Origin of the sequence: Oceanococcus atlanticus (assembly GCF_002088235.1) — a bacterium.
GTDB classification, from domain to species: domain Bacteria; phylum Pseudomonadota; class Gammaproteobacteria; order Nevskiales; family Oceanococcaceae; genus Oceanococcus; species Oceanococcus atlanticus.
The window spans coordinates 325950-346072 of record NZ_AQQV01000001.1 but is presented as its reverse complement, the minus strand read 5'-3'; the positions used below and the strand labels follow the sequence as shown (position 1 = coordinate 346072).

The window sequence follows — 20123 nt, the reverse complement described above, 5'->3', positions numbered from 1 at the left end:
TGTGCAAAGCGCACGACCAGAACCATCAGATACTGGAAATCAAAATGACAGATTCCGAACAACAGACCCCAAAACCGACACGGCTGGCCCCTATAGTCATGCCCGACAACAAGTTTTTCTGGGATGCCGCGAAAGAGGACCGGTTTGTCGGCCAGCGCTGTGGTGATTGCGGACACTACCGCTTCCCGCTGCGCCCGATGTGCCCCAAATGCCACAGTCTGAACACCGAAGAGGTGGAACTTTCGGGCAAGGCCAAGGTGGTCAGCTGGATTCGCCCTCGTCACCCCATGCCTTTCGGATTCAAGGCCTTGCCGACCGTTGTTGTGGTCGAGCTGGAAGAAGGTTTCCGTTTTGTCAGCAACCTGGAAGGCATCGCATTTGAAGATGTCACGGCGGGGCTTGAGGTCGAAGTGGCTTTTGTCGAGACCATGGGCAAAGCCAAGGTCCCGGTGTTCCGTCCGCTTGGAGGTGGCGCATGAGCCGCGCGTTCACACAGGCCGCCATTGCCGGGATCGGGCAGACCGAGTTTTCCAAGGAATCCGGTCGTAGTGAGCTGCAACTGGCCGCGGAGTGCTCCAAATCCGCCCTGGATGATGCCGGGATTCATCCGTCTGAAGTGGACGGTATGATCACCTTCACCCTGGACGGTTCAGATGAAATTCATCTGGCGCGTTGTCTGGGCGTGAAAGAACTGAACTACACCACCCGTATTCCGGGCGGTGGCGCCGCGGCTGTGGCGACCCTGTATCAGGCCATGGCCATGATCAACGCCGGTTTGTGCAAAACCGTACTGATCTGGCGTGCCATGAATGAGCGTTCGCAATACCGCTTCGGACAGCCGCACACCCAGCAGGCTGCGTTTCAGCCGGGCAACGGTACCGGGTCGCTGCTGTGGTGCATGCCCTACGGGGCGCAGACCCCGGCCACCTGGGAGTCATTGAACTCACAACGCTACATGCAGCAGTACGGCGTGACCAATGAAGACTTCGGCATGGTTTCGGTGCTGCAGCGCAAGCACGCGGCCAATAACCCCAATGCCTGGTTCTACCAACGGCCGATCACGCTGGAAGATCACCAGAATTCAAAGTGGGTGGTCGAGCCGGTGTTGCGTCTGCTTGATTGCTGTCAGGAGTCCGACGGCGGTGTGGCCATTGTTGTGACCAGCCTGGATCGGGCTCGTGACGGCAAGAAACCCGCGGTGCGTCTGCCCAATGCGGTGCAGTGCATTCCGTACAACGTGGAAGTGATCTCCAATTACTACCACGAGCATGATCTTTCGGTGATGCCGGAAGCCGAAGGCACGGCCGCTGCGTTGTACAAGCAGTCCGGCCTCAAGCCGTCTGACTTCCAGGCCGCGATGCTGTACGACGCTTTCACCCCGCAGGTGTTCAAGCAACTGGAAGCCTTTGGTTTCTGCGGGCGAGGCGAAGCGCGTGATTTCTTCAAGGACGGTCATTGCGAGCTGGATGGCAGCATCCCGCTGAACACCAATGGCGGCTTGATCGGTGAAGCCTATATTCATGGCATGAACAACATTGTCGAAGGCGTGCGCCAGGTGCGTGGTGAGTCGGTCAATCAGGTCGCCGAGGTGAACAATGTGCTGGTCACCTCGGGCATGGCCGGCGCCGTGCTGAGCGTGGATGACTGAGGTCTTGCGTGTGCCCACCGCCATGGCGGTGGGCAACATTGAAAATCTGCATGTGGCGGCGGAAATTCACCAGCCGACTGCCACAGATCGGGGTATCGCCCTGATCTGCCTGCCCGGTGGCGGCATGAACCGGCAGTTCTATGATTTGCCGGTGCCGGGTGACGACAGCTTCAGTTTCGTCAAAGCCATGTGCGCCCAGGGCTTTACCTGTGTGCTGCTTGACCATCCCGGGGTGGGCGAGAGCGATCAGCCCGAGGACGGTTTCGTGCTCACGCCGCTGCTGATTGCGCAGTTGCATGCGGCGGCGCTGAGCTGGCTCAAGACCCATGTGGCGGCCTTGCGCGGGCTTCGCAGCATCGGCGTTGGTCATTCCATGGGCGCCATGATCACCCTGATCCAGCAGCATCAGCATGCAAGTCATGAAGGTATTGTGCTGCTCGGCTTTGGCTTTGAGGGCCTGCCGCAATATCTGCATCCCAAGGTGCAGGCGCTGCTTGATGATCGCGCTGCGCTGGAGGCGCAAAGTGTAGGGCTGGCGCGCAAGTTCTTCCGCGTAGGCTATCCGGTGATCCGCGGCGGTGGCGGCGGTGGCGGAATCTACGGCGGTGAAACGGCTGAGCGGGCCGGGATTGAGGGCATCAAGGCGGTTTCGACGCATCTGCTGGCGGTGCCTGCATTCATGTCGATGCTGCCGCATCACTGGGACCCCATGGCGGCACGCATCGATGTGCCCGTCTTAGTCGCTTTGGGTGACAAAGATTTGGTCAAAGCACCGGATAATGCAGGTCAGATCTTTTCACACAGCCCGGCGGTGGAAGTGATGGTGTTGCCGGAAACCGGCCACAGCCAGTTTCTGTTCGCCTCGCGCCGGGATTTGTTTGCCAGGATCGGTCACTGGGTCCATGACCTGTGGCCGATGACTTAGACAGGAGATAGACATGGCTACTGTAGCCCTCAAAGCCGGCGCGCGCTTCAAGAGCGCCGTGTGCGACACCCAGGTGATGGTGATCAAGGCGCCAGCCGGTGATTACACACTGGAATGTGGTGGTGTGCTGATGATCGCCCCCAACGAAGACGCGGCTGGCGAGTTGAACCCGGAGCATGCAGGCGGCACCCAGATGGGCAAGCGCTATGTCGATCCGGATGAGAAATTCGAATTGTTGTGCACCAAGCCGGGCAAGGGCTCGCTGGTACTGGATGGCACCCCGCTGGATGTGAAACAGGCCAAACAGCTGCCGTCTTCGGACTGATCTCATGAATATCTCCATGTTGCTGGACATGGCCGCCGATGCCTTCGGTGAGCGCACGGCCGTGGTCTGCGGCGGTCGCTCGCTGACCTACGCAGAAGTGCGCCAGAAAGCTCAGCGTGCGGCGGTCAAGTTGCGCGAGTCTGGGGTTGAGTATCTGGCCTTGCTGGATGTGAATGGCCCGGTTCTGCCGGTGGCGATTTTCGCTGCGGGTTACGCCGGCATTCCCTACGTGCCGCTCAACTACCGCTTGACCCGTGAGGAAATCAACGCCTTGCTCGAGCGCATTGCGCCGGCCTTGCTGGTGGTTGGCGATGAGTTTCGCGCCCAGGTCGACAAACGTGATGAGCTGCTGATGATCAGCAGCGACGAGTTCGTCAATGCGCCGGCCGCGGCATTTGAGGAAGAATTTGTCGATCCGGAAAGCGTCGCGGTGCAGCTGTTTACCAGTGGCACCACCGGCAAGCCCAAGGCAGCCTTGCTGCGCCACGAAAATCTGGTCTCGTATATCGTCGGCACGGTCGAGTTCGGTGCAGCGGCGGAGGAAGATGCGGTGCTGGTCACGGTGCCGCCGTATCACATCGCCGGTATTTCGGCGGTGCTGAGTTCGACCTACGCCTGCCGACGCATGGTCCAACTGGAGAACTTTGAAGCCACCGCCTGGCTGAAAGCCGCCCAGGATGAGATGGTCACCAATGCCTTCGTGGTGCCGACCATGCTGGGGCGCATTATTGAAAGCATGGAAAACAGCCGAGAAACGGTCGAGCTGCCGCGTCTCAAGGCGTTGGCCTATGGCGGTGGCAAGATGCCGCGCGCCACTATAGAACGGGCCATGCAGCTGATGCCGCAGGTTGATTTCACCAATGCCTACGGTCTCACCGAGACCAGTTCAACCGTGGCGGTGTTGACGCCGGATGATCATCGACTGGCGATGGCCAGTGATGATGAAGCCGTGCGCAAGCGCATCGCATCGGTCGGCAAGGCCACCGGCGCAGTGGAGATTGAGATCCGAGACGAGCAGGGTCAGACGGTCGCGGCTCAGCAGCCGGGCATGATCTTTGTGCGCGGTGGGCAGGTGTCAGGCGAGTACAAGGAGCAGGGCAGCACCCTGTCCGAAGACGGCTGGTTTTGCACCAAGGATCTGGGCTATCTCGACGACGACGGCTATCTGTTCCTGGAAGGGCGCGAGGATGATGTCATCGTGCGCGGCGGTGAGAACATCTCGCCGGGCGAAATCGAGGATGTGATGATCAGTCATCCGGCTGTGGCTGACGTGGCCTGCGTGGCCATTGCGGATGAGCAGTGGGGCGAAGCTGTGGCCGCTGCCGTGGTGCTTCAGCCCGGCGCCAGTGCCAGCGTAGAGGAATTGCAGGCTCTGGTACGCGAGCGTCTGCGTTCCTCGCGGGTGCCCCAGCGCATCGAATTCCGCGATGAGCTGCCTTATAACGAGCTGGGCAAGGTGCTGCGGCGTGTCATCCGGCAGGACTTCGCCAGCTTGGTGGAGGCCGCATGAGCCGTTTTGTAATCGAGCAGGAATTCGATATCGAAGCGCCGGCCGAGGTGGTCTGGGCGGTGCTGACCGACTTCGAGCGCTATGCCGAGTGGAACCCTTTTGTGGTTGAGGCCCGCTGCGACCTGCGTCCTGGCGGCGCCATCGATATGAAGGTCAAATTGTTGGGCCCGGCACAACGCCAGGTTGAGTACATTCATGCGGTGGAGCCGGGCAAGGGCTTTTCCTACAACATGAAGCCATTTCCGCTGGGCGGCCTGTCCAGCTTGCGCAGCCATACGATCATTGATCTGGGTGATGGACGCTGTCATTACAGCTCACATTTTCACCTCCAGGGCTGGCTCATGCCGGTGGTGCGTGGTTTGATGCGCGGTGCATTGCAAAGAGGTTTCGGCAGCATGAGTGAGGCTTTAAAAACACGCGCTGAGCACTTGGCTGCGAGCTGACTCTGCTTTTTGATGTGCCGCATTGTGGCGGCACCCAGGCATAAAAAAGGCGGCCCGTGGGCCGCCTTTTTTGATCGGTAGGATCAGAAGGTGTAGGTCAACTCCACCACCACATTGTCTTTGTCGCGGCGAATGTTGTGTTTGGAGCCTGCATGCAGGTTGTACTGCACCTTGCCGGACCACTGCTGGCCCTTGAACCACTCGGTGCCAAACAGCACTTCGATACGATCTTCGAGGAAGTTTTGTTGCGGCGCCGGGGCATAACCTTTGACGTCGTGCGCGCCAATGATGAACGGCTTGAGGTTCACGCCCCAGAACACATCGTTGTATTCGAAGGTGGTCAGGAAGCGATAGCCCCAGGCGAAATCATCAACGAAAGCTTCGGTCTGCTGGGTCGGGTTGAAGGTGCCGGTATTGACTTCTTCACCTTCCGGCGTGCCGGTGCCATCGGCGCCCGGACTGGCGTGGGTGCGTTGCGGGCTGGAACCATCAAACTGAATGAGTTCGCGTGACGGCATGTCCACGATGTGGGTGAAGCCGCCCTCGATCATCATGATGATCTGTTCGGAGCCAATGAAATCCGCAATCGGGTTGGAACTGCCCAGGATACGGATACCGTTGAGCACGAACTGGCCGACCTTGAGGCGCTCATAGCCAGGGATGTAGTAGTTTGCGCCGCGTGCAGCGATGGTGGCGTCGATATCGTTGTTGCCGCGGTAGATGGTTTCGACGTAGTCCGGTACGGCTGTACGCGAGCCCGGCACGGTAATCGGCAGGCCATCACCCAGCAAAGGCGCCAGAATCGGCGTCAGTACAGGCCCGAGGATGTCGTCCAGCGTGCCACCCAAGCCTGAACCCAGCAGGGTTTCAGTGCCAATGACCAGATCATTTTCCGGGAAGGCTGGTTGCAGGGCGGCGAAGATCAGGTCCGGCATGGAGATCTGTACCGGCACATTCGGGCGGTACGAGTACTCACCCGCAATCGACCAGGAACCGATATTGGTGTTGAAGCTGATACCGAACATGCGGATGTCTTCGGGGTAATCGACCAAACCGGTTGCGGTGTCGATCGGCAGGCAATCCACGTCGGCCGGCAGGCAGGTGGTCAGAATGTCGATGGCGGTGCCGGTCGGGCCATCACGCAAGGGGTTGCGGTCGGCAGCGTAGAACGACAGATAGGGCAGGCGACTGTGATAGTTCATCGCATACAGGCTGAACTCGGTGCCGTTGTTGATCATGTCGGCAAACCAATTCAGGCGTACACCGTACTGCCCGGTGTCGGAAGGTTCGCCGCTGTTCTGGTCCACCGGAATGGTGAATGAGGTGTCGGTGAGCAGGGCCCCAAGTGGGGTCTGCAGACGATGCGAGCCACGCATGCGCCCATCTTCGTCCTCAACCAGCGGGTCTTCCGGGAATTGCCCCAGATTGATCAGCGCATTGCTGTACGGACCTTCGCGATAAAGCGCATCAAGTTCGCCAAAGAAGGTGCCGCCAGCGTCCGCTTGTACGCGCTTCCAGCCGAACTGATAGAACATTTCGCCAGTGATGCCCTGATCCGGGAACAGGTCACCCGACAGCAGAACCATCGGTACCGGTTGGAACACTTCGTTGATCTGGCCGCCCGGCTGGCGCAGGCCGCGGATGTCAGGCGAATTGATTTCGTTGAGCGAGTTCAACGCGATCAGGTTGGCTTCGCCCCAGCGCGCTTTCTGCGCGCCGACGCTCACGCTGAGCAAACGGTCACCGAAGAAAAAGCTGCCGTTTACGAACAAATCCTGAACATAGATGTCAGAACCGAACAGCTCTTCAACGCCACCGTCGCGCTTGGTGAAGGCGGGCTGATAGCCGCCGACCCCTGGACTGACCACGTCACTGTTGTTCGGATGATACTCATCGAAATCGTAGTTGACCGCATCAAAGAACCCGATTACACGGGTTTTGAAAGTGAAATCGGCCCAGCTTGCGGTGAAGTCCGAGGTGATCTTGGCCAGACCGGCGGTCAGGTCCCACTGGTCGTAGTTCAGGTTGCCATCGTCCTGCTTGTCGGCGAAGAAGGCACCGGGGGCATCCACCAGTCGTTGGTTGGGACCGGGGTCGCCGGACAGCGAAAGGCAGTCGTCGCCTTCGCACAGTGTCGGGTTGAGACTGAGTTTGCCGATCAGCGCATCATCGCGCTCTTCCACGCGCACGGCACCGGCGAGTGTGACGCGGTTGTTCCAGCTGATGTCAATGTCGTAGAAGTCGAATTCCAGCGCAGAACTGGAACCGCATATTCCTATTCCCGCTATGACGAGCGGTAGCTTGCGAATGCCCATATCCCTTCCATTGTGTTTTGGTGTGTTTCCGCGCCAACATACGCTTGCGAATGGCGCATTTGTAATGTTTCTCGGTGCAATCGTCAAAGGCGATGCACTGTGCCTGTGCGGGCTTTTGCTGCTTTGCCCGCTTCACTGTTCCAGTGAATGATGTTGAGAAAAGCCGTGATTTCGCGCATTGTAAACCGTCCTGAACCTGAAACGTTGTGTGACCTGTAGAGGTGCAGGATTGACGCGCAACGGTGCACTGGCTACTTTGCCGCGCCAAGTTGCGCGCGACGCTGCGCGATGTTGCAATGATTGGTCCCCGCCTGCGCAATCGACACGCGGGCACCACGACACATAAATGATGCAATCGGAGATGACGTCATGAAAATTCTGGGAATCCTTCCCGCCGTCGCACTGGCAGTTGCCAGCGGCTCCGCGATCGCCAAGGTGCCGGCCAGCGAGGCCGCCAAGCTGGGCAATGAACTGACTCCGGTTGGTGCAATCGCCAAAGGTAACGACGACGGGTCTATCCCGGAGTGGCGCGGGCGTGAGCTGTTCACGCAGGAGCAGGTCGACCTGACCCGAGCTCAACTCGAAGAATGGCGCGTGAGTGATCCGACCAAGGTCCGCAGCTACGTGTACAACGAGCTGGAGACCCGCAAAGACGAGATTGGCGAGGTTATCGAAGCCAAGTTCACGATTACCAAGGCCAATTACAAAGACTACGCCGACCTGCTGACCACTGGTCACAAAGCGATGTTCGAGCGCTATGACGATTACAAGATGATCGTCTATCCGACCATCCGCACCGGTTTTTTCCCTCAGGTCATCTACGACGCGACCAAAAAGAATGCCACGACGGCAGAACTGGTGGGCACGGATGACGTGAATGGCGCCGAATTGGGCTTCCCGTTCCCGATTCCCGGCACCGGTGCCGAAGCGATCTGGAACCACAAGCTCAAGTACAAGGGTGATGCGGTTCGTCGCTACAACAACCAAGCCATCGTCAAGCCGGACGGCAGCTACAAGATTTCCAAGCTGATCGAGGACGTGAAGTTCAAGTACGGCAACATCAGCGAGCCGGGTGGCACGGATTTGCTGGCTTACTATCTGTCGAACGTCATCGAGCCGGCTCGTGTTGCCGGTCAGTTGACCCTGGTGCACGAAACCGCGGATGAAGGTTCAGGCGGTCGTCTGGCTTGGATCTACAACCCGGGGCTGGGCCGTGTGAACCGCGCGCCTGACGTAGGCTACGACAACCCCTACATCGGCACTGACGGTGAGCAGTTCAACGACCAGGTCGACGTGTTCAACGGCTCGCTGGATCGCTACAACTGGAAGCTGGTTGGGCGTAAGGACATGATCATTCCTTACCACAACTACGAGTTGAACAGCCCGGAATACAAGTACCGCGATCTGATTCAGGCCGGCCACATCAACCAGGACCTGGTGCGTTACGAAGTCCACCGCGTGTGGGTCGTCGATGCCACCCTGCGTGATGGTACGCGTCATCAGTTCGCCCGTCGCACCTTCTATCTTGACGAAGATTCCTGGTCAATCGCTGTCGTTGATGCCTACGACAATCGCAACGAACTGTGGAAGATGCAGGAAGCCTATCTTGTGACTCTGCCGTTCGTGCCGACTGTGACAGGTTCACCGGAAGCTATTTTCGACCTCAAGAGCGGTCGCTACTTCCTGACGGCGATGACCAACGAAGACACCATCAGCGATTTCGAGGCGACCTACTCGGATTCGTTCTTCAAACCGGCCAACCTCAAGCGTCTGGCGCGTAAACAATAATCCAAGGTCGGGGGGACGACTATGGACCTGAGATTTGTGCGGCCGACAGCGTTTGCTGTCGGCCTTCTTGTATCGATCGGCGCAATGGCTGACACCTCGCTGGAACCGCGTGAAGCGCAGCTCATGCCGAAGGCAGCGGAAGCTATTCTCAACGACGTGACACCGGTTGGGAATGCGTGGGTGACCGTGGGTGACCGCGGTCACATTCTGCGTTCGCAGGATGGCGATCAGTGGCAGCAGATTGCCACGCCCGTTCAAGCCATGCTCAATCGTGTACGTTTTTACGATGATCGTCTGGGATGGGCCGTGGGCCATGACGGCACCGTGTTGAAGACGGCAGATGGTGGCCAGAGCTGGACGCTGATTCACTCCGATACTGAGTGGGGTAAGCCGTTCTACGACATACTGTTCACCTCACCGGATGTGGGTTTTGTGGTTGGCGCCAATAGCGTCTTCAAGCGCACTCAAGATGGCGGCCAGTCGTGGGAGTTGCTTGAGCCGGACTTCACCTTCCACGGTTTGCATCTCAACTCGATCTGGAAGCTGGCCGACGGCACCATGGTGATCGGCGGGGAGAAAGGCATGATGGCGCGCTCGCTGGATGATGGTGAAACCTGGGAGCATGTCAAAACGCCTTATGCGGGTTCCTTCTTCGGCATGATGCCGTACGCCGATAACGGCGTTTTTGTGTATGGCTTGCGTGGCAACGTTTACGCAGCACGTGACATCAAATCGCTTGAGGTGCAGGACACCATGGAGTGGGACGAGTTCTCACTTGAGTCCCTGACCGATAACAGCGTTTTGCATGAAATGGGCTGGCACTACTATCCCAACGATCTCAAGGAGAGCCTGTTCGGCGGTGTCGTGCTTGGGCCGACCGATGTCCTGCTGGTGGGCGTGAACGGCGCGGTTGTGCGTACCGACGGTGAGCGCATGAAGACCATTGAGACTCAGCTTGAACACACGTTGGGTAGTGCCGTGGTCACCGGGGACGCATTGGTTACCGTGGGCTTGGTGGGCATTCAGAGCGTGCCTTTTTCACGCTGACACGCAAAAAGAATAACGGGGAGTAACAAGTGAGCGATAACGCACCCACGGGGACCACCTGGACCGATCGCATTCTGCGCGTCGTCGAGCCACCGATCTTCAAGTATCGGCGTACCACACTGGCTATTCTGATCGCGATCACCGCGATTCTGGCGGTGCAGGCCGCGCGGATTCATCCGGATGCAGGCTGGCTCAAATCGATCCCGCTGGATCACCCCTATATGCAGACCTTCCAGAAGTACTACAGCGACTTCGGCGGCGCTAATACGGTGTTGTTCGCGCTGATTCAGGAAGACGGGGATATCTACAACGAAACCTTCATGCGGAAGCTGGAGGAGGCCACCAACGACATCTTCTTCATTCCCGGGGTTGATCGTGCGCGGGTGATGTCGCTGTTCACGCCCAACGTGACCTACGTGGAGAACATCGAGGGCGGGCTGGCCGGTTCCAACGTGATACCGGCGGATTACAGCCCAACCCCGGAGATGTTGGAGAAGGTCAAGTCCAACGTCGGCAAGGCGCAGGTCATCGGGCGACTGGTCACTGAAGATCAGCGCGGTGCGCTGGTCATGTCTGAACTGCTTGAGTATGACCCGGCTACCGGCGAGAAGCTGGATTACCGTGAAGTCGGCGAAGAACTCGAGAAGCTGCGCGCCAAGTACGAAGGTGACGGCGTCAATGTGCACATCATCGGCTTTGCCAAGATCGTGCATGACATGACCAATGCGGCGCTGGAGGTGGTGCTGTTCTTCCTGCTCGCCCTGATCATGACCGGCATTCTGCTGTGGCTGTACTGCGGCTCGTTCAAGCTCGCCATGCTGCCATTGGTGTGTTCGATCGTAGCTGTGATCTGGGAGTTTGGCTTGCTCACCACCGTGGGCTTCGGGCTGGATCCGTTCGCCATTCTGGTGCCGTTCCTGGTGCTATCGGTCTCGGTGTCGCACGGCGTGCAATACGTCAATGCCTGGGTCGCCGAAGTCGATCAGGGCATGGACAAGTTCAACGCTTCGCTGGAAACCTTCCGGCGTCTGGCCATTCCGGGCACCACCGCGCTGATCACCGACGTGGCTGGTTTTGCCACGATCTATCTGATCAACATTCAGATCATTCGCGAAATGTCGCTGAACGCGGCTTTCGGTGTGGCGGCGATCATCATCACCAACAAGATCCTGATGCCGATCTGGCTGACCTACATCGAAATCAAGGACATGGATGCGTTCCGCGAAAAGCAGTTGCGCCGCGAACGCATGGGTGATGGTCTGTGGACCTTCCTGGCCAAGATCACCCGCAAGGGGCCGGCCATGGTGGCGCTGATTGTTAGTGCAGTGCTGCTCGGCATGTCGCTGTGGAAATACCCTTCGCTGAAGATCGGTGATGCCATCGAAGGGGTGCCTGAGCTGCGTCCGGAATCACGTTTCAACCAGGACTTCCGGCAGATCATCGGTAACTTTGAAATCGGCGTGGACCAGCTCAAGGTGATCGCGGAAACGCGCCCCAACGGCTGTGTCGACTATGAGCTGATGGAGCAGATCGACCGCTTCTCCTGGCATATGGAGAACCAGCCGGGTGTGCATTCAACCATGTCGTTGCTGACCTATGCCAAGCTGGTTTATCAGGGTTTGTCGGAAGGGCGTCTGAATGCCCTGGTGCTGCCGCGTAACAAGTTTGCGCTGGCCCAGGCCACGGCCCTGGTGCCGACCACCACCGGCATTCTCAACGACGACTGCGATGCCATGGCGGTGTTCATCTTCACCACCGACCACAAGGCCGAGACGATTAAGCATCTGGTTTCCGAGATCAAGCAGTTCAACGCCGACAATGAAGCCCAGTTCTATGCTCGTGCGCCTGACACGTCGCCGCAGTACTGCACCGACAAGCGCGCTCTGTTCAATGAGTGGCGTACAGCGCAGGATGAATCGCTCACGCTGAGTCAGTCGGACGCCTCGGAAGAGGCCATGCAGGCGGCGCGTGATCGCAGCGGTGAGCTGGAGACGCAATACCAGGCCATGGATCAGAACTGCCCGGTTAACTTTGCACTGGCCAGTGGCAACGTCGGGGTCATGGCGGCGACCAACGAGGTGGTTGAAGAACAGGAACTCAAGGTGGTGTTCTACGTCTACTTGGTCATCCTGATCTTCATGTGGCTGTCGTTCCGTTCGGTCGCCGGGGTGCTGTGCGTGGTGCTGCCGCTGTCGCTGGTTTCGACCATGGCTTATGCGGTCATGGCAATGCTTGATATCGGGCTTAAGGTTGCCACGCTGCCTGTGGTGGCGCTGGCCGTGGGTATAGGGGTCGACTACGGCATCTACGTGTATTCCGAGATGGCTGGGGCGTTGAAGCAGGGCAAGACCCTGGAAGAAGCGTTCAAGTTCACCCTGCATCGAACCGGCAAGGCGGTGGTCTTTATCGGGGTGTCACTGGGGCTGTCCGTTGCCACCTGGGTGATGTCCGAGCTGCAGTTCCAGATCGACATGGGGATCATGCTGATCTTCATGTTCACAGCCAACATGTTTGGCGCGATTCTGCTGCTGCCGGCGCTGGCCCGGTTCCTGCTGCGGATACCCAAGGAGCAGCTGGACTGATCCAAATGCTAAGAAAAGGGCGCTTCGGCGCCCTTTTTTATGCCTCCAGCACGCGCGCAAGCGCTGCATTGAGCTGCGGGCGCATGTCCAGTTCGCAACCGAGGTGACCGAGCAGCATGTAGACGCCGGCGAGGCGGCGGTGCAGGAAGATGATTTCACGCGGGGGCATTTTGAAATGCACGCTCGCAGCGGCGCGTGAGAGCAGCTTGCCGGCTTCCACGAACACGTCACCCTGGGCCCAGCGATAGGCACCGTCGGCCAGGAACATTTCCGGGCGCACATCGTCGTGGTCGGCGCAGAATGGCTCCATGATCTGACAGATCATGCGGTAGAAATCCATCTTGACCGGCTCGGGGAAGCGCGCTTCCATCAGCCCGATACCGCAGGCGCCGTCTATCACCGCCTGCGGGTCGCGCTCGATCCCGCCGCGCAGGATGCGTGCGTAGGCGCGGACGAATTCAGGTGGGAATGCGCGCGTGGCGCCAAAATCTAGCAGGACGATGCGCGGCGCCTGCGCGTCCTCAAGACGGATGCGGTAGTTGCCGTAGTGCGGATCGGTCTGGACCAGGTGCCAGTCGAAAAACTCGCTGCAGAACAGCTCGAAAAAGGCGCGTCCCAGCGCGTTGCGTTGCGTTTGGCTGAGCGTGCGGACCGCTTGGCTCTTGAGCGATTCGCCGTGCTCGAAACTCATCAGGATGAGGGCATCGGTGCAGTAGTCATCGATCAGCTCGGGCACGATGAAACGCGGGTCATCGGCCAGGCGCTGCCTGAAGATGCGGGTCATGCGCGCTTCGTGAGCGTAGTCGACCTCGCGGTGAAGCATTTCGCGGATTTCGTCGAGCAGGGCTTGCGGTGAGAGATGTTCGGGAATGAACTGGCCGAGGCTGAGCAGGCGCCCAATGGTGCGCATATCGGAATCGATTGCGCCATCGACCCCGGGGTAACGGATTTTGATGCACAGGGTGCGTGCGTCGCCATCCAGCTGGGCAACATGCGCCTGACCCAATGAGGCGGCGGCGATGGGCTGCGGATCGATGTGCAATTTGCTCAGGCGCGCTTCGCCCAGCGTGCTGCGCACCACCGGTTCGACCACCGACCAGTCGACGTGGACGGTGTCATCCTGCAGGCTTTGCAGGATTTCGACCGCTTCCGGTGGCATGAAGTACTGGCCGTACAGCGACAGCATCTGGCCCGCTTTCATCACGCTGCCCTTGAGCTGGCCAAGCTGATCAACGAAATGCTGCACCTCGCGGATCACGAAGGCCTTGTTGGCTTGTTCGCGCTGGTCGGCGCTGCGGAACAGGTTGCCCAGGCCGTGGCCGGCCGCGCGCATGCCGGCGCCTACGCCCATCCGGGTCATGGTCATGTTGCGCTGCATGGGCCGGGTTTGCAGGGTTTTCAGGCTGGGTTTGTGCGGTTTGTCGGAATCGCTCATGCCGTCTCTTTGGAAAACTTGCCGGGATATTGTAGTCGGCCTATGTTGCCGCTCGTGAATGTTGCGACTGACCACATCTTGCCCGGCCAACTGCTCGCTGGTGCGCGCTTTGATCTGCCGCGTGATGACGTGGCGGCGCGCTATGCCCGCGTGCTGCTGAGCGCGCTGGGAGCAGAGGTGCAGCTGGGCGCACAGGCCCGCGGACTGAGCCCGTCACAGGCTTGGCGGGACAGCGGCCTGGACGCTGTCACCGGGCCATCGGGTGAGGCCGGCCTGGAGTGCCCGGCGCCGCTGGCCAGCTGCGCCGACGGGGCGATGCTGGCGATCGAAGCGGTACAAGCCCGCACGTTGCCATGGCAGGGTCGGCGCCTGCTTGGTATGCGGCGTTGTTCGCATCCCTTGCGTGCTGGTGGTCGTGTGTCGGCCAATGGCAGCTGTCGCCTGCTGGCCACTGCCGATGGCGATATCGCGCTCAATCTGGCCCGTCCGGAGGACTGGCAGCTGCTGCCTGCCTGGCTTGAATGCGAGGGCGTTGACAGCTGGTCGGCGGTGACGTCGCGAGTGGTAACACGACGTCGTGCCGAGTTGCTGGAACGGGCGCGCTGGATAGGCCTGGCGGTGGCGCCGAGCGTAGCCCCATCGGCACACCCCTGGGTGCACGCCACGCAGCTCACTGCGGAGCCTGCCAAGGCTTCTGCGCGCTTTAAGGTGATTGATTTGAGCGCGCTGTGGGCTGGGCCTTTGTGCAGTTTTCTGCTCGCCGGATGTGGGGCCGAGGTGCTGAGAGTGGAACATCCGCAGCGTCCCGACGGCGCTCGGCTTGGACCAGCTGCATTCTTTGACAGTTTGAACGCAGGCAAGGCGACGTGTGCGCTGGATCTGGCCACGCGGGAGGGCCGCGATACGTTGCTGACACTCATCACCGAGGCTGATGTGGTGATCGAAGGGTCGCGCCCGCGGGCCCTGCGTCAGCTCGGTGTGGACGCTGAGGCGCTGGTCCGGCAGCATCCCGGGCTGTGCTGGTTGAGCATCACGGGGTACGGGCGCGGTGCACCTGAAGCCGACTGGGTAGCCTTTGGCGATGATGCGGCCGTGGCGGCAGGGCTGAGTGAACTGATGCGCGCGCGATACGGCGAGGCTCTGTTTTGCGGTGATGCGCTGGCCGATCCCTTGACCGGCATGCACGCGGCGCTGGCTGTGCTGGCGGCACGACGCGCGGGCTGCGGTGGCCTGTTTTCGGTGCCGCTGCGCGATGTCACCGCGCATGCCATCACTGCCGGCCTGAACGTGCTCTAGGCTTGCAGCCAGCGGCGTTGAGAAACCTGCTCCTTGACCACATCGAGGACATCGCTGATCGCCAGCATCAGCTCATCCGAGCCGCCCGAGTCCACCCCTGCATCAATCAGGCCTTCCATGATGGCGTTGCAGATGTCGTTGAACAGCAGCTCGAATTCTTCGCTGGACAGACGTCCGATCAGTTCATCCAGGGCGCGGCACACAATGTCGGTTATCGCGTTGTTGAGCAGGTCGCCGACCACGCCGCCAACCATGGGGATGCGGTCGATGATCTTGATTTCGCGGTTCTCACGCACGGCCTGCGTCACCGCCTGGGTCACGAAGCGGTGCAGGTCGTCGCGGGCGCTTGCGTAGCCGCGCTGTCCCAGCGATACCAGCTTGTCGCGCAGGGCATCGGCGATGATCTGCTGGCGTGGCTGCACAACCTGACGCAGGATTTTCTGATCCAGATCGCCCGAAGCGCCAATCTCTTCCTGCACGCCGCTGAGTACACGCACCACCACGCGATCGGAAATCTCTTCCATGATGACGTCATAGACGCGCTTGCCCCATTGGTAGGGCACCCAGGTGGTGTAGTCGATCAGGCCCAGCTTCTGCAGGCGCAACAGAATGGCGAACACACGCAGTACCCGAAGCCAGCGCAGGCCGGCAACCGGTATGCAGCCGAGAATGTCGTACCAGTGCAAGACCGGATAGGCCATCCAGTGCGAGTAGCGTCGATGCCACAGAGCTTCAGCCCAGCGCAGCAGAAATTCGCTGATGAACACACTGACGAAGATCAGGTCGATGCGAAAGAAGTGATCGTGGACAACGCTGTAGCTGTCCAGCCAGGCATCGGGGACCAGCCACGCCATCATGCTGCGCAGTTCCGGCACGGCCCAGGCCGAATCGAACAGAATCCAGATCAGATTGACCACCGCCAGTGTGACCATGGCCAGGTCGATGGCCAGCCCGAGAAAACCCAGCTGGCGCTCGTGGCGGCGCAGCTGCGCCGGATCGTGGGTGTCGGCTGCTCTGCTCATGGCGGCATTATGGCACGCTCAAAACAAGCGCATCAGCGGTTGCTGGCTTAGACTTTCGGGCGTGAATGCAGTGTCTGAAACAGGTGGATTTTTCGACGGTTGGGTGCGCAACGCCGGACTCATGGACGGGCGCCTGGTTGACCTGTGCGTGCAGGCCGGCGAGGTGGTCGCGCTCGGGCCTGCGCTGGCGCCGGCCACTGCGAAGGGTTTGGATGCCGAGGGCCGCGCGCTGAGCCCGGCGCTGGTCGATCATCATCTGCATTTGTATGCCGCGGCGGCGGCGCTGGACTCACTGAACTGTGCGCCGCCGCAGATTCGCTGCCCTGCGGATCTGCGTGCCGCCGTGGCCTCGGCGCCCCCTGGTAGCGATGGCTGGATCAGGGCGGTGGCCTATCACCCAAACAACGGCGGCGAGATTGATCGCGCTACCCTGGATGCCTGGCGGCCTGATGTGCCGGTGCGCGTACAGCACGTCAGCGGGCGCCGCTGGACGCTCAACAGTGCAGGGCTTGAGGCGCTGGGCGAAGATGGACCGTGGCAGAGCGAGCAGGATCGGGCGAATGGCCATCTGCTTGATCAGGACAGCTGGCTGAGCGCCAGGCTGCGTCAGCGGCGTGGCAGCCAACCGCCGGATCTGAGCCGCATTTCGCGCACGCTGGCATCCTTTGGCGTGGTGGCGGTGACCGACACCGGGCCGGCCAACAATGCGACCACGCTGGCCCAGTTGCGTACAGCGGTTAAGAGTGGTGCCGTGCGCCAGCATATACAGATGATGGGCAATGCCAGCCTGGATGCGTTGTATGTTGCAGCAGCCGTTGGCCGCGATCGGGTTGCCGTGGGGCCGCACAAATTTCACTTGCTGGAGTCGGAACTGCCGGATTTCGATTGGCTGTGTGAGTCGATAGGGCGCAGCCATGCGCATCAGCGGCCGGTGGCTTTTCATTGCGTTACGCGTAGCGAACTGGTGTTTGCATTGGCGGCGCTGGAGAGTGTCGGCGTGATGGCAGGGGATCGCATCGAGCATGCCGGCGTCTGTCCGGATGAGCAGGCTCAGAGCATGGCCCGGTTGGGTTTGTGGGTGGTGACCCAGCCGGAGTTCGTCTACTCCAAGGGCGATCGCTATCTCGACGAGGTGGCCGCTGAAGACCAACCCTGGCTGTACCGTCTGGCGGGTTTGCGTCGTGCGGGGGTGAGTCTGGCGGCCAGTTCGGATGCGCCTTATGGCGCGCTCAATCCGTGGCAGGGCATCGCGGCGGCGATACAGCGGAAAACGCGCTTGGGGCGCAGCCTTGGGCGCGACGAAGCGCTGGCCTTCAACGATGCATTGAACTTGTATACCGGGCCGTTGCAGGCGCCGGGCAGCGCGGCACCATCGTTTGCGGTTGGATGTGCGGCCAATCTGTGTGTGCTTGATCGCAGCTGGGCTGAAATTGCGTGCAGTCCGGCGTCGACGCAGGCCCTACTGACGTTGGCTCGCGGGCGTATCGTGTGGCAGGGCGACCAAACTGGGGCCTTGGTCTAGTCACCCAATTGGACGATTCAGGCCGATCAGCCATCTGGGACATTGTCGGTCTTGAAAATACCGACATTTGCCGACCATTACCGGTCCGGCGATAACGATTCCAAGGATGCAACACGATGAGAAAATGGGTCTGCGATATCTGCGGATTCGTCTATGACGAAGCCGAAGGACTGCCCGATGACGATATTCCCCCTGGTACCCGATTCGAGGATTTGCCGGACGATTGGGAATGCCCTGAATGCGGCTCGCCCAAGGACTCTTTCGTGCTGCTTGAAGACGAGTAAGATGGTTTGGCGTCTGAGTGGCGCGGGGGAGAGATAACAATGAAACATCAACAACAAGCCCGCTATCCGGCGGCTGCGAGCGTGGTCCTGAAAATGTTCAGTGATCCCGAGTTTCATCGCCGCAAGCTGGAAAAGTTGGGCATCGAGCATGAGTTCTTGTCACAGACCCTGGATGGATCTCAGTTCCATCTCAAGGCCAAACGCTGGGTGCCGATGAATGCCTCCGGCATCGCGGCCAAGGTGCTGCCCAAGACCACTGAAGTGGTCAACGACGAGCACTGGGACAGCGCTGCAATGACCGGTCGGGTAGAGGTCTCGACAAAAGGCGCGCCGCTGGATATGCGTTGCAGCGTGCGGGTAGAAGAACAGGGCGATGACGCCTGCATCATTCATTACGATTGGGACATCAAGGCCAAACTGCCCATCGGCGGTGGTGCGCTGGAGAAATTTGTCGCCAGCGATATGGACAGTAAAGCGGAACAGGAGCGCGTAGCCGCACTCTCATTCCTGGACGATTATCGTTCGGCATAACAGACCGAAGTGCGAAGGAGCAAAAAATGAGACTTTTCAAAGTTCTGGGGTGGAGCGCCGCTGCCCTGACGATAGGATTCAGCAGTGTGTCCGCGGCAAAATCGAGTGCAGAGGAAATCGCCAGCCTCGGCGGCGATACATACACCTGTATGGGTGCAGAACGCGCCGGCACACAGGGTGGGGTGGCTGAATACACCGGCAAGTGGTTCAAGACATGGCCGGGCGTGAGCAGCGAGCATGGCTACGAGCCAGGGCCTTACAAGGACGAGAAGCCGCTCTACACCATCACGGCATCGAACATGGGGCAGTACGATGCGCTGATGACTCCAGGGCAGAAGGCCTTGATGAGCAAGTACCCCGATACGTTCAAGATGAACGTCTATCCCAGCCATCGCGATTTCCGCTTCGATGACTGGGTTTGCGATGTGGTCAAAAAGAACGCCGCTGAGTCGGAGATTATCGATGATGGGCTGGGCGTGACCGGGACCGGTGGTGCGCACCCATTCCCATTCCCGAAGAATGGTCTTGAAGCCATTTACAACGCGATCCTGCCGCATCGTGCCTGGACCGAGAAAGTGGTCTTCGACATTGCGGATGTCTATTCCAATGGCACTGTGGCGTGGGGGCGTGCACGCTTCATGACCATGAACCCGGGAAACAATCCGGATCGCAGCGGCCGCATACCGAAATACACAGACCACATCAACGCGTTCTTCTATCAGGGTTTCCTGCTGCCGGACCGTGAGAAGGGGTTTGTTGCGGTGGGCTACCAGCCGAACAACTTCAAGAGCGACGCGACTCAGTCGTGGCAGTATCTGCCTGGGATTCGACGTGTTCGTAAAGCGCCGGAGATTGGTTTCGATTACCCGGTGCCGCCGTCCGGTCTGCGCACCGTGGATGACGATTACCTGTTCAACGGTTCACCGGAACGTTACACCTGGACTCTGATCGGCAAGAAGGAAATGTTGATCCCGTATCACAACTTCAAGTTCAACAGTCCAGAGCTGACCTACGATGAGCTGATTCAGGAAGGCACGGTTAACGCCGATCACCTGCGCTACGAACTGCATCGCGTCTGGGTGATCGAAGGCAACCTCAAGGATGGTGTACGCCACATCTATCAGAAACGCCGTCTTTATGTGGATGAAGACACCTGGCTGACCATGTGGGCAGACAACTACGATGGCCGCGGTGAACTGTGGCGTGCCAATCTGGCGGCGTTCTTCTATTCGCAGGAATCGGGCACGTTCCACCGAGGTGCATCGGTTTATCATGACCTGACTTCGGGCAACTACGAGGCCACCTATCTGGTCAACGAGCGTGACAACTGGTGGCGTATCAACACGCCGCTCAAGCCAGCCATGTTCAGTCCTGAAGCGGCGGCACGTAGCGGCCACTAAGCTTATCGCCTGCGCCGCAGAAGCCGCGGCGCAGGTGCACAGATAAAAAA

17 protein-coding genes are annotated in these 20123 nt (G+C 59.8%); 14 read left to right on the top strand and 3 right to left on the bottom strand.

The genetic code is table 11. The annotated features are described in order from the left end of the window. The first annotated feature begins 98 nt into the window (after positions 1–98). From ATO7_RS01610 to ATO7_RS01585, 6 genes are read left to right on the top strand one after another with little or no spacing between them, the layout of a single operon-like run. Positions 99–479 (top strand): Zn-ribbon domain-containing OB-fold protein, encoded by a 381-nt coding sequence (locus ATO7_RS01610; RefSeq protein WP_206044754.1) that lies wholly within the window; start codon positions 99–101, stop codon positions 477–479. Then, complete coding sequence (locus ATO7_RS01605) at positions 476–1648, top strand: thiolase C-terminal domain-containing protein (RefSeq protein ID WP_083559161.1); 1173 nt, start codon at positions 476–478, stop codon at positions 1646–1648. The genes ATO7_RS01610 and ATO7_RS01605 overlap by 4 nt, the downstream gene beginning before the upstream one ends. Then, complete coding sequence (locus ATO7_RS01600; protein ID WP_083559160.1) at positions 1641–2573, top strand: alpha/beta hydrolase; 933 nt, start codon at positions 1641–1643, stop codon at positions 2571–2573. The genes ATO7_RS01605 and ATO7_RS01600 overlap by 8 nt, the downstream gene beginning before the upstream one ends. A 13-nt stretch (positions 2574–2586) precedes the next feature. Further along, on the top strand, positions 2587–2898 hold the full coding sequence (locus ATO7_RS01595; protein WP_083559159.1) for a hypothetical protein: 312 nt from the start codon (positions 2587–2589) through the stop codon (positions 2896–2898). Between the two features lie 4 nt (positions 2899–2902). Next, positions 2903–4408 (top strand): class I adenylate-forming enzyme family protein, encoded by a 1506-nt coding sequence (locus tag ATO7_RS01590; protein ID WP_083559158.1) that lies wholly within the window; start codon positions 2903–2905, stop codon positions 4406–4408. Continuing rightward, positions 4405–4851 carry an SRPBCC domain-containing protein gene (locus tag ATO7_RS01585; RefSeq protein WP_083559157.1) on the top strand — a complete coding sequence of 149 codons (447 nt, stop codon included), beginning with the start codon at positions 4405–4407 and terminating at the stop codon, positions 4849–4851. Before ATO7_RS01590 ends, ATO7_RS01585 begins: the two co-directional genes overlap by 4 nt. 83 nt (positions 4852–4934) lie before the next feature. Here ATO7_RS01585 and ATO7_RS01580 read toward each other — a convergent pair whose 3' ends face one another. After that, complete coding sequence (locus ATO7_RS01580) at positions 4935–7166, bottom strand: DUF1302 domain-containing protein (protein WP_083559156.1); 2232 nt, start codon at positions 7164–7166, stop codon at positions 4935–4937. 369 nt (positions 7167–7535) lie between these two features. Here ATO7_RS01580 and ATO7_RS01575 point away from each other — a divergent pair, with 369 nt between their 5' ends. Genes ATO7_RS01575 through ATO7_RS01565 form a run of 3 tightly spaced genes read left to right on the top strand, consistent with a single transcriptional unit; the run spans position 7536 to position 12583 of the window. Beyond that, positions 7536–8954, top strand: a complete 1419-nt coding sequence (locus ATO7_RS01575; protein ID WP_083559155.1) for a DUF1329 domain-containing protein — start codon at positions 7536–7538, stop codon at positions 8952–8954. Between the two features lie 21 nt (positions 8955–8975). Beyond that, on the top strand, positions 8976–10001 hold the full coding sequence (locus ATO7_RS01570) for a WD40/YVTN/BNR-like repeat-containing protein (protein ID WP_083559154.1): 1026 nt from the start codon (positions 8976–8978) through the stop codon (positions 9999–10001). 29 nt (positions 10002–10030) lie between these two features. Further along, a complete protein-coding gene (locus tag ATO7_RS01565) occupies positions 10031–12583 on the top strand; it encodes an efflux RND transporter permease subunit (RefSeq protein WP_083559153.1) in 2553 nt (850 codons plus the stop codon). 37 nt (positions 12584–12620) lie between these two features. Here the strand turns inward: ATO7_RS01565 and ATO7_RS01560 are convergent, their stop codons facing one another. Further along, positions 12621–14018 (bottom strand): ABC1 kinase family protein, encoded by a 1398-nt coding sequence (locus ATO7_RS01560; protein ID WP_083559152.1) that lies wholly within the window; start codon positions 14016–14018, stop codon positions 12621–12623. 54 nt (positions 14019–14072) lie between these two features. Here ATO7_RS01560 and ATO7_RS01555 point away from each other — a divergent pair, with 54 nt between their 5' ends. Further along, entirely contained in the window at positions 14073–15314 is a 1242-nt protein-coding gene (locus ATO7_RS01555) for a CoA transferase (protein ID WP_206044753.1), read from the top strand. Here ATO7_RS01555 and ATO7_RS01550 read toward each other — a convergent pair. Beyond that, complete coding sequence (locus tag ATO7_RS01550; RefSeq protein ID WP_158522987.1) at positions 15311–16336, bottom strand: ion transporter; 1026 nt, start codon at positions 16334–16336, stop codon at positions 15311–15313. The genes ATO7_RS01555 and ATO7_RS01550 overlap by 4 nt on opposite strands. Positions 16337–16397: 61 nt before the next feature. On the opposite strand from ATO7_RS01550, the gene ATO7_RS01545 reads away from it, so the two are divergent. The 4 genes from ATO7_RS01545 to ATO7_RS01530 all read left to right on the top strand — a co-directional run bounded on the left by ATO7_RS01545 (position 16398) and on the right by ATO7_RS01530 (position 20073). Next, positions 16398–17858, top strand: coding sequence for an amidohydrolase family protein (locus ATO7_RS01545; RefSeq protein WP_206044752.1), 1461 nt, complete (start codon positions 16398–16400; stop codon positions 17856–17858). 116 nt (positions 17859–17974) lie between these two features. After that, complete coding sequence (locus tag ATO7_RS01540) at positions 17975–18142, top strand: rubredoxin (protein ID WP_083559148.1); 168 nt, start codon at positions 17975–17977, stop codon at positions 18140–18142. Positions 18143–18181: 39 nt separating this feature from the next. Continuing rightward, the gene (locus tag ATO7_RS01535) at positions 18182–18673 is read left to right on the top strand and encodes a DUF2505 domain-containing protein (RefSeq protein ID WP_083559147.1); all 492 of its coding nucleotides are present in this window, start codon (positions 18182–18184) and stop codon (positions 18671–18673) included. An 86-nt stretch (positions 18674–18759) separates the two neighbouring features. Then, positions 18760–20073, top strand: a complete 1314-nt coding sequence (locus ATO7_RS01530; protein WP_206044751.1) for a DUF1329 domain-containing protein — start codon at positions 18760–18762, stop codon at positions 20071–20073. The last annotated feature ends 50 nt before the right edge of the window (positions 20074–20123 follow it).